Annotated in this window: 20 protein-coding genes; 7 read left to right on the top strand and 13 right to left on the bottom strand. The window is 57.0% G+C overall.

The window, feature by feature from the left end:
• Positions 1 to 34 precede the first annotated feature (34 nt).
• The 4 genes from HW450_RS06730 to HW450_RS06715 are packed head-to-tail and all read right to left on the bottom strand — an operon-like array spanning position 35 to position 4,419.
• Positions 35 to 1,144 (bottom strand): phage minor capsid protein, encoded by a 1,110-nt coding sequence (locus HW450_RS06730; protein ID WP_182384897.1) that lies wholly within the window; start codon positions 1,142 to 1,144, stop codon positions 35 to 37.
• Positions 1,145 to 1,158: 14 nt separating this feature from the next.
• Entirely contained in the window at positions 1,159 to 2,718 is a 1,560-nt protein-coding gene (locus HW450_RS06725) for a phage portal protein (protein WP_232843378.1), read from the bottom strand.
• 8 nt (positions 2,719 to 2,726) lie between these two features.
• The gene (locus HW450_RS06720) at positions 2,727 to 4,001 is read right to left on the bottom strand and encodes a PBSX family phage terminase large subunit (protein ID WP_182384895.1); all 1,275 of its coding nucleotides are present in this window, start codon (positions 3,999 to 4,001) and stop codon (positions 2,727 to 2,729) included.
• Positions 3,979 to 4,419, bottom strand: a complete 441-nt coding sequence (locus tag HW450_RS06715) for a hypothetical protein (RefSeq protein ID WP_182384894.1) — start codon at positions 4,417 to 4,419, stop codon at positions 3,979 to 3,981. Before HW450_RS06715 ends, HW450_RS06720 begins: the two co-directional genes overlap by 23 nt.
• Before the next feature lie 283 nt (positions 4,420 to 4,702).
• Here HW450_RS06715 and HW450_RS06710 point away from each other — a divergent pair, with 283 nt between their 5' ends.
• The 6 genes from HW450_RS06710 to mtnN all read left to right on the top strand — a co-directional run bounded on the left by HW450_RS06710 (position 4,703) and on the right by mtnN (position 8,058).
• Positions 4,703 to 4,924 (top strand): hypothetical protein, encoded by a 222-nt coding sequence (locus HW450_RS06710; protein WP_182384893.1) that lies wholly within the window; start codon positions 4,703 to 4,705, stop codon positions 4,922 to 4,924.
• Between the two features lie 27 nt (positions 4,925 to 4,951).
• Positions 4,952 to 5,263, top strand: coding sequence for a hypothetical protein (locus HW450_RS06705; protein ID WP_182384892.1), 312 nt, complete (start codon positions 4,952 to 4,954; stop codon positions 5,261 to 5,263).
• 59 nt (positions 5,264 to 5,322) lie between these two features.
• Complete coding sequence (locus HW450_RS06700) at positions 5,323 to 5,736, top strand: helix-turn-helix domain-containing protein (protein WP_182384891.1); 414 nt, start codon at positions 5,323 to 5,325, stop codon at positions 5,734 to 5,736.
• Complete coding sequence (locus HW450_RS06695; protein WP_182384890.1) at positions 5,721 to 6,536, top strand: hypothetical protein; 816 nt, start codon at positions 5,721 to 5,723, stop codon at positions 6,534 to 6,536. Before HW450_RS06700 ends, HW450_RS06695 begins: the two co-directional genes overlap by 16 nt.
• Before the next feature lie 125 nt (positions 6,537 to 6,661).
• A complete protein-coding gene (locus HW450_RS06690; RefSeq protein ID WP_182384889.1) occupies positions 6,662 to 7,411 on the top strand; it encodes a tyrosine-type recombinase/integrase in 750 nt (249 codons plus the stop codon).
• Positions 7,408 to 8,058: a 5'-methylthioadenosine/S-adenosylhomocysteine nucleosidase gene (gene mtnN, locus HW450_RS06685; protein ID WP_182384888.1), complete on the top strand. Its 651-nt coding sequence runs from the start codon at positions 7,408 to 7,410 to the stop codon at positions 8,056 to 8,058. Before HW450_RS06690 ends, mtnN begins: the two co-directional genes overlap by 4 nt.
• A 117-nt stretch (positions 8,059 to 8,175) precedes the next feature.
• On the opposite strand, the gene HW450_RS06680 is transcribed toward mtnN, so the two are convergent.
• A complete protein-coding gene (locus HW450_RS06680; protein ID WP_182384887.1) occupies positions 8,176 to 8,715 on the bottom strand; it encodes a ParB N-terminal domain-containing protein in 540 nt (179 codons plus the stop codon).
• Positions 8,716 to 8,765: 50 nt separating this feature from the next.
• On the opposite strand from HW450_RS06680, the gene HW450_RS06675 reads away from it, so the two are divergent.
• A complete protein-coding gene (locus tag HW450_RS06675) occupies positions 8,766 to 9,122 on the top strand; it encodes a lipoprotein (protein WP_182384886.1) in 357 nt (118 codons plus the stop codon).
• Positions 9,123 to 9,130: 8 nt separating this feature from the next.
• Here HW450_RS06675 and HW450_RS06670 read toward each other — a convergent pair whose 3' ends face one another.
• From HW450_RS06670 to HW450_RS06635, 8 genes are all read right to left on the bottom strand, one after another.
• A complete protein-coding gene (locus tag HW450_RS06670) occupies positions 9,131 to 9,379 on the bottom strand; it encodes a hypothetical protein (protein WP_182384885.1) in 249 nt (82 codons plus the stop codon).
• Between the two features lie 352 nt (positions 9,380 to 9,731).
• Complete coding sequence (locus HW450_RS06665) at positions 9,732 to 9,956, bottom strand: hypothetical protein (protein WP_182384884.1); 225 nt, start codon at positions 9,954 to 9,956, stop codon at positions 9,732 to 9,734.
• Complete coding sequence (locus tag HW450_RS13095) at positions 9,953 to 10,456, bottom strand: hypothetical protein (RefSeq protein WP_232843201.1); 504 nt, start codon at positions 10,454 to 10,456, stop codon at positions 9,953 to 9,955. The genes HW450_RS06665 and HW450_RS13095 overlap by 4 nt, the downstream gene beginning before the upstream one ends.
• 281 nt (positions 10,457 to 10,737) lie before the next feature.
• Positions 10,738 to 11,838, bottom strand: a complete 1,101-nt coding sequence (locus HW450_RS06655) for a metallophosphoesterase (RefSeq protein ID WP_182387190.1) — start codon at positions 11,836 to 11,838, stop codon at positions 10,738 to 10,740.
• Positions 11,839 to 12,192: 354 nt separating this feature from the next.
• Positions 12,193 to 12,462, bottom strand: a complete 270-nt coding sequence (locus HW450_RS06650) for a thioredoxin domain-containing protein (protein WP_182387188.1) — start codon at positions 12,460 to 12,462, stop codon at positions 12,193 to 12,195.
• On the bottom strand, positions 12,459 to 12,668 hold the full coding sequence (locus HW450_RS06645; protein WP_182387186.1) for a hypothetical protein: 210 nt from the start codon (positions 12,666 to 12,668) through the stop codon (positions 12,459 to 12,461). Before HW450_RS06645 ends, HW450_RS06650 begins: the two co-directional genes overlap by 4 nt.
• Entirely contained in the window at positions 12,662 to 12,886 is a 225-nt protein-coding gene (locus HW450_RS06640; protein ID WP_182387184.1) for a hypothetical protein, read from the bottom strand. Before HW450_RS06640 ends, HW450_RS06645 begins: the two co-directional genes overlap by 7 nt.
• A complete protein-coding gene (locus HW450_RS06635) occupies positions 12,879 to 13,070 on the bottom strand; it encodes a hypothetical protein (protein ID WP_182387182.1) in 192 nt (63 codons plus the stop codon). The genes HW450_RS06640 and HW450_RS06635 overlap by 8 nt, the downstream gene beginning before the upstream one ends.
• Positions 13,071 to 13,076: the final 6 nt, after the last annotated feature.

Below are 13,076 nucleotides of genomic sequence, written 5' to 3'. Positions count from 1 at the left end.
AGTGTAGCATGGAATGTGGCATATGAGACAATTTTTAGCGCAAGGTTTCTCGTTCTTTCTTGCGTCGCAGGCCGTTATCGTCCGCGTTTTGTTGCGCTAGCTGCCGGTAGTGCCGTATTTTCGCGCGTGCTTCGTCCTTGTATTGTTTATCCACAGCGACCGCCTCAGCCCGACGCCACTCACGAATTTTCCGCTCATAGTAGCGCTGCTTCTGTGTGGCCTTGTAGCCCTCATGATCGGGGTCAGGCTCAGGCTGGGGGAGACGCGTGCCGGGGACGTAGGCAGACCACGTGTGCTTACAATTCACGTGACGAAAACCTTTAACAATAGCTTCATCTAGCGAACACTTCACATCAACAATCGCCGTCGTACCATCCACAAGGTTATCCATCTTCGACCTGCCCGAATGCTTGCCTGTCAGGGACAACACCTTGCCCTCAAACGGGGCACACTGAGGCGCAGGGTTACTGTGGCTGGACACGACAATGAGATCAAGGCCGTGGTCGATCATTGCCTGCGAATGCCCCAACATGTGCGCCCGGTTCGTCGCCGTCCTGGTCGCCATTTCCGCGTACGTGTCCAGCTTCCACTTACGGCCCTTATCATCCACAAACCCCGTGAGGCCTTCGCGCGCCATCTGCCTAGCAGCATCACGCCACGCACCGCCAATAGCCTGAGCGCCCGTCACTGTTTTAGCAGCTGCCACCTGCACAGTCCGCCTGTACATATCATCAGCAGCCCTCAGCACCGAATGCCTGAGTTTCGCCAGATCGCCCTGCATCTCCCCAGCGAGCGCGTACATGCCCGCATGATTCACCGCGCTGCTAAGCGACGCTGTTGCGGCGGCTTCCTCACCCAACACGGCCTTAATGTCGGCGTAAGCGTCGGTCGCGCCGATCATCAACGCCTCTTCCAACGCTTTCTCCGTGAGCCTAGGCAGGACACTATCAATCATCCCCGCCGCTTTCATCGCTTCACGACGCAGACGCATAATCTCCAACGTCACCATGCGCTCCCAATCGGGAGCTTCAATCAGACGCTCCACCGACTCGCCCATGCGGCGCAAAAGGGAGTCCTCCACCAGCTGGTAGAGCTGCACCACAGCACGGTGGGTGGAATCGTTACGTTCCAGGTTCAGTGGCACCTAGCCAGCCCCCTCTAATCGATAGGTGGTTGCTCTCCGTCGAGTCCAAGCATGGTCGCAGCAGTCAACGGATCAACGCCCACGCCCTGCTCCTTCAAGATGCGGTCAATCTCAGCGTCCTGCAAAGACTTCTCCCAATCAGCATGCAGCATTTGCACCTTCGTTTGGGTCGACACCGCGCGGGCCGCGTCTAATGCTTGAATTGTCTTAGCAATATCCAGGGCGGTTTCATCAACGACCGGGTGGATGGTGACCGATGGCATATGTTTCATCCACAGGCCTGTGTTATTCAACACGGCATCGATCTCAACCAAGCACTTCGTCAGATATGCGATAGCGGTCGAGAAATACCGGCCCTTCGCCTTTTGAGTGTTCATTGTCGCGCGTGATTTTGCCCTGATCTCCGTCGCGGTTTCAGTCACCCCCACATCATCCATCCCCATCGATAGTGGGGAGTACCCGGCGCGCCTCAGGATACGCTTCGTGAGATCGTCCATCACTGCGAGGTGTTCATCGACGCGGATCGCGAACTGGCTTGCCTGCATCATGGGCTCACCGTCGGGGCCGTCATTCACCGCCGTGTAGATTTCGCGGTCAACGTCAAACCCGAGACCTCCGCCGGGGCCACGTGATTCGAGCAATTGTGCGTTGATGGTGATGCGTGCCCTGCCTAGGCGGATATCCCGCATGAGTGAGGAATACACCATGTTGAGTTTGTCGAACAGTGGGAACAGGTCGGGGGACAGGTCGGGACGACCGAGGTGTTTGAGTTCACCACTGTTCATCCACGCCACGTTTGGTTTAGCGTTCGGCACATACACGGCTGCGAGATGGTCGGCGCCGTGGGTGATCACACTGTCTTCGTTGACTAGTTGTGCAAGCGGTGCGGTCAGGGGGTGGTCGGTGAGTGGGACGGGGCGGCCTAGCTCATTGTCTTTGCCTTCGAAGAGGGTGTGTTCAACACCGCCTGGGATGTAGCGTTCGAGGTGGCGGTAAATTTTCTTTCCGTCATCGGTTGGTAACGCCTGCCAGAATGTGACGGCCTGTAGTTTGCCGTACCGCCATTCTGGGATGGCTTGGTTGGCTTGTACCCATTCGATCCAGGGTTCCGGTTGGAGGGTGGTGTTCCATACGATACGCCCGTAGACCCCGCCGTGGGCTGCGCACATTTCTCCTGCCACGAGGATGTTGGAGGCGAACTCCTGAGTGTTTATCAATTTATCAATGCGTGCTTGGAGGGTCTTGCCCCGCTCATCTTCACCCTCATCCGACGACAGCGCCACCGTTGGGGGTTCGTTAAACAATGTGGTGGCCGACAGGTGGCAAATATCCGCCGGGAGGGGAACATGGATTTTGTCGGCTGATTCACCCACACCTACCGGTTTGCCCATCCACATGCGGGTCGCAGCCCCTACAATGCCGCCCCGGAACTGGTTCGGGTGATTCTTCGGCGGGTTGTAGCCGTAGCGCCCGGATAGGCGCTTGGGGTCGCCTTCCCACCAGTCGTGAGCTTCACCAATTGTTGCGAAAGCCTGGTCGTATGGCTTGGGTGGCCATTCGCCACCATTCGGCATGCTCACATTTACCCCTTTAGGCGGTGCTGCCACAAATGGCGCGACGAGTAGCACACATAGCGCATCGCGTCTGCCTCATCGTCCTCGGTTTTGATGGGCTTTTCTTCGCCACGCTCTGTAGCTTTGTCATCCCAGCGGTAGCCCGGAATTTGTTGGATCAAGTACTTGCAGTCTCTTGATATGAGTAGGTCGCCGTTGGCGAGGATGGAAGCGGTGGTTCGGATGCCGTCGAGCACATCGTTTTTGGCGTTGGCGGTGTGGTGGAACCCGTCGACATAGAGCTGTTGCTTGAAGCTGCCTGCTGCTGGGTCGACGTAGATCCACTCAGGGTATGTGCGTTCCTCAAGCCACTGTTTGAGGTCGTCGGAGAGCTGCTTATCGGTGAGTTTCTTGAGCTTTCCGTCTGATTGGCGGTTGGGTGCCCACTCATCCGTGATGTACAACTTGCCGTCCTTGCCTAACCCCAGTAGGTATCCAGCGGTGGGGTGGGTGGTGCCGTAGTCAATGCCCATTGCCAAATACCGCTCAATTGGTGGGATATCGTCAGGGGAGATGGTGTGAGCATCTGGGTCGAAGAAGTCATAAACAGCCCCGTCCGCTGCCACCCACTGGCCAAGGATGAAGCGCTTGTACCACACGCCAGTGTATTCCCTGCGCAGTGACGCTTTGTAGGCTTCATCCAACGATGGGTTATCTTCCATCGTGAAATGCCAATACGACCAGTCCGCGAGCCGGTCATCCTGCGGTGTGGATGCCGAAAAGTGACGGCAGCCGGGAATCTTCGCCAGGTAATCAGTCATCAACCAATGCCCGGGCGTGTCAGGGTTGGTGGTGGCAAACAGCTTCGCTCCCTTGACAGACAGGCGCGCCAAGAGCTGTTTGAAGAACTGGACGTGCAGCACCGTCAACTCATCGCAAAACGCGAGCTGCAACGTCATACCACGGATACGGGACTCGGCACCAGCATCGTTCGCGCCGATGACGTGCACCTTTTTCCCGAAGATCGTGGCGAACGCGGCACCCTGCCGGTACTGGACGAACGGTCTAACCAGTGCGAATACGTCGTTTTGTTCGATCGGCTCGAACACGTTGCGGTACACGCTGTCGCGGTTTTTGCCAACGATCACAATGCCACCCACACCCGACGCTAGTTGGATCATCGCGAGGATAAGGAAGATCCATGCGAAGGTTTTGCCGGAGCGTACGGCCCCGTCCCAGATGTTGACGCGGTGCCCGCTGTCTGCGAGCGCCCGCATCTGTTTACTGCTGAATGTTGCTGTCATCGGCACCGCTTACCGCGTTTTTGACGCTGTCAAGCAGTTCGACGAAGGCTTTGCCGACTTCGGAGCCGTCATCTGTGGCGTCAAGTTGGTAGAGGCCAACGAGCTTTGCGCGGTGGTCTGCCACCTTCACCAGTGCGTTGACGGCTTGTGCGTCGCCTTTGAGGACTTTGGGCATGATGCCACGGGTTGCGATGTCGAGGCGTTCCAGCTCCAGCTGCCGTAGTTCGTCGGCCTCCTCTTTGGGGATGTCGCGGAGGTGCTTTTGGACGATGCGGAAGACGGTGGATTGGTCGAGGTTGAATTTGTCCCCGATTTCCTGGTTGCTCATCCCGAGTCTGCGGCATTTGAGGATTTTTTTGTTGCGCTCCGCTTTTTCTTCGAGTTTTTCGCGTGGTGTGTTGCCGTGGTTCCAGACCATTTTTTGACCTCCTGGGTGTGATTGTGGGAGGTTAGCGGGCGTGCGGGGTTGGTGGGGGTTATGGTGCTGGTAGCCACTCGTGCTGGCGCTCACCCCCTGTTGCGCCCCGGTGGTTAGAGCGCCTGATTATCCCTCCCCCAGGGTCAGGCGCTCGCCCTATTTGCACCCCCATGTGTCACCCCCGGATTGCGTAAGTGTGCGCATCCATGTAAATTTAAAAGTGTCAGAAAGACAGCAACCGGATCGGAACAAATTCGATCTACGACCGGCAAAGGAGCCGAAAATGACCACCAACTTCACCGCAGAGATCACCTCCACCGACATCAACCTCATGGCACCAAACGCCACCGAACCAACCACACACGACGAAATCACCATCTACCGCAACGGTGAAGAATTCGACACCATCCTGATCGAATCCAGCGAAGACAACGCCCCATACGACGCTGCAGTGTCCGAAGCTATCGACGGCGCAGAGTTCACCTGGCTGCCAAGCAACTTCTAACAACCACCAGAAAAAGGGAAACCCACAATGTCCACCAAGATTGACCTCAACACCATCACCTTCACCCCAGCCCCGCACGGTTTCGACCAGTCCGGCAGCATGATGGGCCTCATCGTCGCTGACCTTGAGGACGGCCGCCAGATCATCGCAGGCTACGACATCAACTCCGGGAAGGCCTCCATCGCCTTGGGTGACACCTCAACCGGCCCTTGGGCTGATTCCATCACCACCAAGGATTGGCCTGCCCTGGACGCTGCTTTTGGGCGGGCACAGTGGCAGGAATTCCTTGCAGACCTCACGGAGGAAGCCGAAGCCGAGCTTGCAGAGACCGAGGATTAAGAAAAGTGTTTATCAGCCCCGCCATAGTGCGGGGCACACTCATTTTCCAGGAGCACGCAATGACATTCACACCACCACCCCACACCATGCAGCGCCTCGACACCACCCGCGCAATGACAGACCCCACCGACGCTGACAGCATCACAGGGGCGCACTTGCGCGCACTTCGCGAAGCCTTCGGCATGTCCGCCAAAGACCTCGCCGACTTCCTCGCCTGCAGCCTTCGAGTCGTGCAGCGCTGGGAGGCAACCACGGCACCGGCATGGGCTGTTGTTGAACTCGATACTCTCACCAATGACTCGCTCGCGTGGCTTGAGAAACTCGACCAGCATTCCGGGACAGTCCCGATGTGGAGGGATGGGTTCCACATCTCGCAGGATGGGCGTCAGCTTCCGGCATCATGGTGGCGCATGCTTGTTGGGCATGCGATGCTGACTAATCCTGAGCTTGTTCCTGAATGGGTGGAGCCTTGATTCCCGTTTTCAAGCTGCCGGAGTTCAGGGCTGCTGCGGTGGAGGCGAACCGGCGCATTCCCTTGTTGCAGCGTGGTTCTGTGGAGACTCAGCAGCATGTGGCAACTTTGCGGAAAGCTGGGTTGTGGTGGGCGTCGGCTGACATGACGGCGCTTGCTGTTCACACTGCTGATTCGTTGCCTCCGTGGACTCCTGGGGTTGTTCGGCCCGCTAAGACTGGGTTCATGGTGTGGTCGGAGCCGGTCGGCATGGCTGGGTTGGAAGAGTTGTTGCCAGTGCAGGCTGTGCACTGGTCGATTAATCACCAGGGACATTTAAACCTGACCATGTTCGGGCAGTCTAAGGATGGTGGCGTGTGGCGTGGCATGCGGGAGATTGGTGTGTTCACCACCGACGCATGGGCCGCATTCGACCCAGCAAGCGTGCAGCTCGTTGACCGGCACGCTGCACACATCATCCACGTGTTGGGGTGCTCGTGGCTGCTCATACAGCAGCCAACTGTGGCAACAACGAGGCGAGCGAAAGCCACAGGGGGAACCAGCGCGAAGCGAGCAAAGAAGTCTGCTGAGTCGGTGCAGGTGATCGAGCTGCGACGCCTGGCAACCCCACCGCGAGCAGATCACACGAAGGAGCCACGCCAGGTGGAGCACACGCACAGGTGGATGGTTCGCGGGCACTGGCGCCAACAACGAGTGGGGCCAGGCAGGCAGTTCGTGAAACCAGTGTTCGTCACCCCGCATGTGCGCGGGCCGGAAGGTTTGCCGTTGAAAACTGAGCGGGTGCAGGCGTGGCGTCGTTAGACCCGATCCCGTGGGGGCGTGGCCATTGGGTGATGGCACCAGAACAAGCAGCAGCCCTGTTCGCGCAAACTTATCCACGCAGCACCGGGCAAAACTATCTGAACTGTTTGAAACGGTGGTTCCACATGTGTGACACCACAGGTCTTGACCCGTGGGAGGCGACCACGGTGCACATGGAAAGCTGGCTGCGAACCATGCCTCCAAAGTCAGCGCGCAGTTATGCGCAGGCTTTGCGGTCGTTTCACTTGTGGTGCTTCGCCCACGGTTTCACCGAATCGAACCACGCTGCCGACCTGAGAAATGTGAGGGTTGGTAGGCCAGAGCCTGGGACGTTCGCCACCCCTGACGAAATGCGCCGACTCTATCAAGCTGCGATTGATCTGCCACCGGATCACAAGTGCCTGGTGCTCTTGTTGCTGCTGACCGGCTCAAGGTTGAGGGAGGTGTTGGACATTGACGTCGCAGATGTTGAGCGTCGTGGTGATCGTGTGTTGTGCAGGCTGCACCGCAAAGGCGGGCACACCGATGTTGTTGCCCTCCCACAGGCTGCAGGAGACGCAGTGCTTGAGTTGCTTGTCAAGCGGTCAACGGGCGCGTTGATTCGCAGCAACGGTAAACGCATGCGCCCAGAGCTTGCCCGCCGAATTGTCACACGCCTTGCCGAACAATGTGGGTGTGAACAGCGAATCACCCCGCATTCTCTTCGCAGATCGTTCGTGACATTTGCTAGACAACTCGAAATCGCAGACGCGGATATTATCGCCATGACCGGGCACAAGGATCGTGAAATGATCGATTATTATGATCGGCGTTTCCGCGAAGCACGTGGCGACGCAGGCAATCAGATTGAACAGGAATTGAGGAAACAACTATGATCATCATCCAGTGCGCCATGGAGATGGAGGCCAAACCTTTCCTGAGCGAGCTTCCCGTTGAACACCGCGCTGAAAGAATCGGCAACCAGCAGTTTCACTTCGGCCCGGACTATCTCGTGAGTGTCACCGGCATCGGTCTCGCGAATGCGGCTGCGGGTACGGCCCGTGCTTTGATGCTGGCCCCGGAGGCGAAGCTGGTGATCGCTGCGGGCACGTGCGGTGGTTTACACAAGGACATTGAGGTCGGCGACATTGCTGTGGCGACGAATGCGATTTACTCGCGTGCCGATGCCACCGCTTTCGGCTACGCACCCGGGCAGGTGCCAGGCATGCCGGAATCCTATGAATCTGAACCAGTTCCTGAGCTTCCAATGGAGCACAAGACAGGCCGCGTGATCTCCGCCGACGCCTTCATCACCGCAGCAAACGTGGACGAAGCACGCGAGCAATTCCCGGATGCGATCGCCACCGACATGGAGACCGCTGCCATGGCACAAACCTGCTTCGCTGCTGGTGTTCCTTGGGTGTCTTTGCGGGCCGTGTCCGATTTGTGTGGGCCTGCCGCCGGTCAGGACTTCCACATCGACGGCGAACTTGCAGCACGGCGCAGCTTCGATGCGGTGAACGAGTTCCTCAAGAACCGGTAATTTCTTGCCGATTGGTGGATTAGGCACCCCCTAATCTGACAAGGATTGGTGGAATAGGCAATATCTTGCCGGATTAGAGTGTGGTGCTTATTTATAAAAATGCGTGGTTTTTATGTTTTAGGCGTCGCCGACTTCGAAGCCACGCGACAACAGTTCAGCCCTCAGCGCTTCACGTTCGGCGATGTCCGAGCAGTTCACCAACAATCCGATGCCTTCCACGGTTTGTGGGTTGCGCTCTGGCTCTTCTTCTTCGTCGTTGTCGCCGTCGAGGGCTTCGAGGATGGCGTTGTATTCTTCGTCTGTGAAGCCGGTGCCGTCGAGGTCATCCACAGACTTGAGTAATTCGGTCAATGCTTCCACGTCGTAGCTGGAATTGTCGTTAGCCTTGTTATCGACTAGCACAACTTTGCGACACGTCGCAGCATCCAAATCCACCCAATGGACATCAATGTCATCCCACCCCAGGCGCTGTGCAGCCATGCAGGTGTGGTTGCCTGCGAGGATCGTGTCCGCGTATTCCGTGGCTTTCGTACCTTTGTTGACCACGATTGGTTTGTACTGGCCGAATTGTTCCAAGGATTCGCAAATCGTGTCGATATCACCCCGGCGCGCATTACCCGGGAAAAACTTCAAACTTGCAACAGGTGTAAGTGTCATGCCCGCACCATTACAGCCCACAGGGGTTGGCTAGGGGATAGACTGAGGGCATGAAACGAATCATCATTACCACCCTAGTCGCAGCCCTCGCACTCACCGGGTGCTCCAAGCCTGAGCCGGCCCCGCTCCTGCGCGAGAACTCAGATATTCAGGTGGCCTATGTGAGGATGGAGATGGCCGATAAATACGGTGCCGATTATCGATTAAAGGACGCGGAAGAATACTGTCAGGCGTTACGTGACGGCAAAAATGAAGATGCTATCATCACGGAAACTAGCCCCATGTATCCAGGGATTGTGCGCCGATATATTCGCGCTTCTAACACGTTCGTGTGTCACGATAGACACGATGATTTGGTTAACGGTGCGTGGGATGACCCGACGCTAGGGTCGTTCAAATCCCGCTAGTAGTGGTTTTACCTGGTGTTGAGGATGGAGTGTTGCGCATCTTCCAGCATGTACACCATGCACCCCCTGTCCTTGCATTCACCTGAATTAACCACGATGGCGTGTTCGTCGGGGTGGTTAGGGTTGGTGGCGTAGCCGATGATGATTGCGTCGGTGATGATGTCGCCTTCGTCTAGCTGGCCGGAGCAATAGTTTTCGGCGATACTTGCGAGACTGTTTGGTGGTTCGTTGTTGAAAAACTCGTATTCGCAGCTCATATAATCAAATCTCCTAAAAGATCACTCAAGAACGGCCACACCTGCGTAAGATCATGGTGCGACAAGGGGAGTGTTACCGCTGGCAGCGGGTCACCACACGCAATATCCTCAGCAACTCTTTCGGCCTGTTCCACCGTGAACAGCTGGTAGTGCACATCATTCCAACCATGGCCTTTGCGTGGGGTGAAGGTCTTGTTTTTGTCTGATGGGACGCGGGGCCGACTCATACCCCGGTAAAGGTCGCGGTATTCTATGCGATCCCGGTACAGTTTTGTCCATGTGGGTAGGTGGATGAGGAAGCATTTCCCGTCACCTGTGGGGATGATGACACAATCCCAGTGCTTGTAGTGTTTTATAGTGGTTCCTCGATGATCATTCGTGCCCATGCGGGGATTTTCGTGCCGTTGTACTTGGTTTCACCGTTCAAAACGGCGCGTGTGATGCCGATGTGTTCGTCGCGTTCTGGCTGGCTGATGCGTCCCCATGGCCTGGGTGTGTGCGCCATGAACCGCGATGCTTGGCGTCGCTCGTATTCGGCCTGCAGGCGCATCGCGCGCCGGGTCGTATTGTCGGTCATTGCGCATCCTGTATGCGTCGGATCTCGCGGTTGAGCAGGTCGCGGGCTTTCATGAGGTCTTTCAGCACTTCGCCTTTATTTAGTCCGTCGAGACGGGTTGATCTGGCGACGTATTGGACAACTTGCCCGCCGTTGCTGGTGAGGTGCTCTGAGATGTCCGCGACTTGTACACCGTTCGGGAACTGGTAGTAGGCGGGGCAAGATTGCGGGGGCCATGTGGCTCGTAGCGTGATGTATGGCTTGCCAGCGAACTCATTGCATGTGCTTGTGGTGCCGTCAGGTAGTGGCTGCGGGTTCGGTGCTGTCACTGGTGTTCCTGGTTTGAAGCCGTGTTTACGCAGCCACTTTTCCGCATTTGGTGTCGTAAAGGTTTCGCCCCATTCGGCTGCTAGTTCGTCTGGGTCGCCCTGGTCACACCACTGGGTGTCTACTTCGCGTCGGTGGGCTGCTTCTTCCTCAGCACTGCCTCGGAACAGATCTAGGCGTTCGTTGTCGTTCATGGTCGGTTCTCCAATTCGTGTACGTATGCCCACGCAATGAGGGCGGAAGCGAGGATAAGCGGGATCATGCGGATTCTTCTGTGTTGAAATGGTGGTATGGGGTCATTGGCTGTTCGCTGTCGGTTTCGCACCACATGTCTTTGCGCCATTGCCGTTCCTCGATCTTTCGAGCGGCCTTCTTCGTTTTGAACGGTTCGTTGCAACAATGGCAAAACGCCCGCGACGGCATGTTTCCTAGCATTCGGCTCATGTGGTGTCCTTTGTGTTGCTCAAATGGTGGACTAGATCGGCTGCAAATCGAGTAGTTGGCCACCGTGGGTGGTGAATGCGGTGGCGAATGGTTGTTGCCATGCACCGCCGTTGTGCTCAGCAAACCAGTCAGAGCCGCCGTCGTAGGTGTTGGAGCACAGGAACGTGCGAGGCCCTGAGGTGAGTGCTTGGAATTGGTGGAAGTGTCCGAACAACACAAAATGGGCACCGGCTGCGGGTTGCTGGTAGAACGCGGCATCCTTGAGCCATTTTTCCGCGCCCGCACATCCACCGGGGCGGGGGAGTTGGTGGCCATGCATGATGGTGAAGATCGTGTTACCGACTTTGGTGGTGAGGTGGCCTTGACGCTCAGGTGGCACCACAACACGGACGTGCTCGTATCCACCGGCAAGCTCCAAAGCGTCTTTGACTGCGATTGCTGATTCGGTTGCCCACCCATCACCGGGTTTCGTGTTGAGCTGGCGTTGGGCTTCATCGTGATTCCCATTGACCACGGCCACGACTAGCTCATTGGTGTGTGGGGCAATCGTCGTGACCGTCTCCATAAGAAGGCGTCGGTAGACACGCACCATCTCCGTCCCAGTCAACGGTGTCTGGTAGCCCTGGTTCTTGCCACCCTGGGACACGATGCCTTCGATGCAGTCACCGACATGCGCGACAAGCACGGGCTGTCCTGGCTGGATGGTTTCCACAAACGCGTCTAGGGTGCGCATGTACCGCTTGAGTAGGTCACCGATACCATCGGGGCCGTTCTCCCGTTTGCCTAGCTGCAGGTCTCCGACTTGTAGGACGCGGATGGTGCCGTCACCTGGTTCTTTCAAACATTGTTTGAAACTAGCTGCTTTGGCAACCTCAATGAGTTCGTCCAGGTTCCACGCCGGGATGCTCTCGGTGCTTTCAATGTGGAAGCGGTAAGCAGACAGCCATTCCCCATCGAACCGCTGCCAACGGCTGATACGCGGGTTCCCCACGATCCGCACCTTCGACGGGTCATATCCACACTCACGCAGAATGTCGGCGTGATCCGCGTCCGTGACCTCACCACGTGGCCCGGTCTGAATAAACCCGCTAACACCGTCGAACTCAGTCTTAGGCGTGTATTCAGGCTCCACACCCACAGGCTGAGACAGGAATTCCTCAGTCAACCCCACTACCGCTCACCCCTCTCAACCTCCAACAGATACTTACAAAACTGTGCCTCAGACCCCTCATACCCATGCTGGACAGCGAACCGGAAAGCGTCACGCTTCACCCCACCGGAACACGCATACCTATGCAGCGTCTCCCGGAATTCCTCATCGTTCAGTGAGTCGAGCCACGCCACCACCACACCACCTCTGGGCTTTGGCGGTTCAACACTCTTTGTGAACGCGTCAGCAAGCGACAAGTTCAGCCTCCTTAGTCCAGTTGCCAGGCGAGCACAGCACCAGCAACTAACGCAGCGGTAGAAAACAAGGCAAAGGCGATCATACGGCGGCCCCGTGGTAGTCCCTGGCGAGCTTGTCGAGCTTTTCCAGCCTCAGCCCGCACCAAATGTCCAGTTCGGCACCGCCATCGGCCAACACTTGCACAACCGGGGCTGCGAACAGTTGACGATCCTTGAACTCGGACACCTTGTCCGGGTGGTCTGCGAGCATCAACACCTCATGTGGGATGCGTTGCTTTTTTAGTTGGTGCTTCGTGATCCGGCACTGCTGGCACTCAATATCAGTTTTCGACCAAACGAGGATCTTCACTTGCTTTCCCCTTCGTTCATGAGCCTTTGTGCTTCTTCAGAGAAGATTTGGGACTGCTTGGCTTTGCGCATGGCCTCATTAAGGCGTGCTTGGGCGTATTCGATGTTTACTTGCGCTGCTGTGACCGCTGCGAGTGCCCGCATGTTGGTTTGGGTTGCTTTGGCGATTTCTGGGGCGAGCCATTTGAGGATGAGGCGTTTCAGCATGGTTGTGTCTCCTTGAGTGGTGTGACGCGGAATTCCCAGGGTTCTTTCAAGCGGTCTTGTTTCAGTTCGGCGGTGCGCATCTGGTCGATTTCGGCGAGTTTGCGTTCCGCTTCTACTGGGTTGGTGATGTTCCAGAACACGCGCATCCACTTGCGGCCCGGCAAGCGGCGTTCGATCTTCACAAGGTCACGGCCTGCTGGGTGGTTGCGTTTAAACATTTGGTTCCTCCACATGAAATTGGCGGATCAGGCGTGTGTTGATGTGGCAGGCGGTGGAAGTGAGGGTGCCGTCGAGGATGGTGTCAACGGTGAGTTCTACCCAGGCGCCACGCACACTGGCTTCCATGAGGTCGTAGTATTCGTCCCGGCTCACGGACAGTTCGGTGTAGTCGCCTTGACCCACTCAATC

Source organism: Corynebacterium hindlerae, assembly GCF_014117265.1.
Taxonomy (GTDB): Bacteria; Actinomycetota; Actinomycetes; order Mycobacteriales; family Mycobacteriaceae; genus Corynebacterium; species Corynebacterium hindlerae.
This window is presented reverse-complemented; position numbering and strand designations above follow the sequence as displayed.

Coding starts and splice junctions, on each gene's coding strand:
- HW450_RS06670 (WP_182384885.1), bottom strand. CDS start 9,379: ATGAGCTGCGAATACGAGTTTTTCAACAACGAACCACCAAACAGTCTC.
- HW450_RS06675 (WP_182384886.1), top strand. CDS start 8,766: ATGAAACGAATCATCATTACCACCCTAGTCGCAGCCCTCGCACTCACC.
- HW450_RS06690 (WP_182384889.1), top strand. CDS start 6,662: ATGTGTGACACCACAGGTCTTGACCCGTGGGAGGCGACCACGGTGCAC.
- HW450_RS06700 (WP_182384891.1), top strand. CDS start 5,323: ATGACATTCACACCACCACCCCACACCATGCAGCGCCTCGACACCACC.
- HW450_RS06645 (WP_182387186.1), bottom strand. CDS start 12,668: ATGCTGAAACGCCTCATCCTCAAATGGCTCGCCCCAGAAATCGCCAAA.
- HW450_RS13095 (WP_232843201.1), bottom strand. CDS start 10,456: ATGAACGACAACGAACGCCTAGATCTGTTCCGAGGCAGTGCTGAGGAA.
- HW450_RS06720 (WP_182384895.1), bottom strand. CDS start 4,001: ATGACAGCAACATTCAGCAGTAAACAGATGCGGGCGCTCGCAGACAGC.
- HW450_RS06680 (WP_182384887.1), bottom strand. CDS start 8,715: ATGACACTTACACCTGTTGCAAGTTTGAAGTTTTTCCCGGGTAATGCG.
- HW450_RS06705 (WP_182384892.1), top strand. CDS start 4,952: ATGTCCACCAAGATTGACCTCAACACCATCACCTTCACCCCAGCCCCG.
- HW450_RS06695 (WP_182384890.1), top strand. CDS start 5,721: ATGGGTGGAGCCTTGATTCCCGTTTTCAAGCTGCCGGAGTTCAGGGCT.
- HW450_RS06715 (WP_182384894.1), bottom strand. CDS start 4,419: ATGGTCTGGAACCACGGCAACACACCACGCGAAAAACTCGAAGAAAAA.
- HW450_RS06640 (WP_182387184.1), bottom strand. CDS start 12,886: ATGTTTAAACGCAACCACCCAGCAGGCCGTGACCTTGTGAAGATCGAA.
- HW450_RS06665 (WP_182384884.1), bottom strand. CDS start 9,956: ATGACCGACAATACGACCCGGCGCGCGATGCGCCTGCAGGCCGAATAC.
- HW450_RS06725 (WP_232843378.1), bottom strand. CDS start 2,718: ATGCCGAATGGTGGCGAATGGCCACCCAAGCCATACGACCAGGCTTTC.
- HW450_RS06710 (WP_182384893.1), top strand. CDS start 4,703: ATGACCACCAACTTCACCGCAGAGATCACCTCCACCGACATCAACCTC.
- mtnN (WP_182384888.1), top strand. CDS start 7,408: ATGATCATCATCCAGTGCGCCATGGAGATGGAGGCCAAACCTTTCCTG.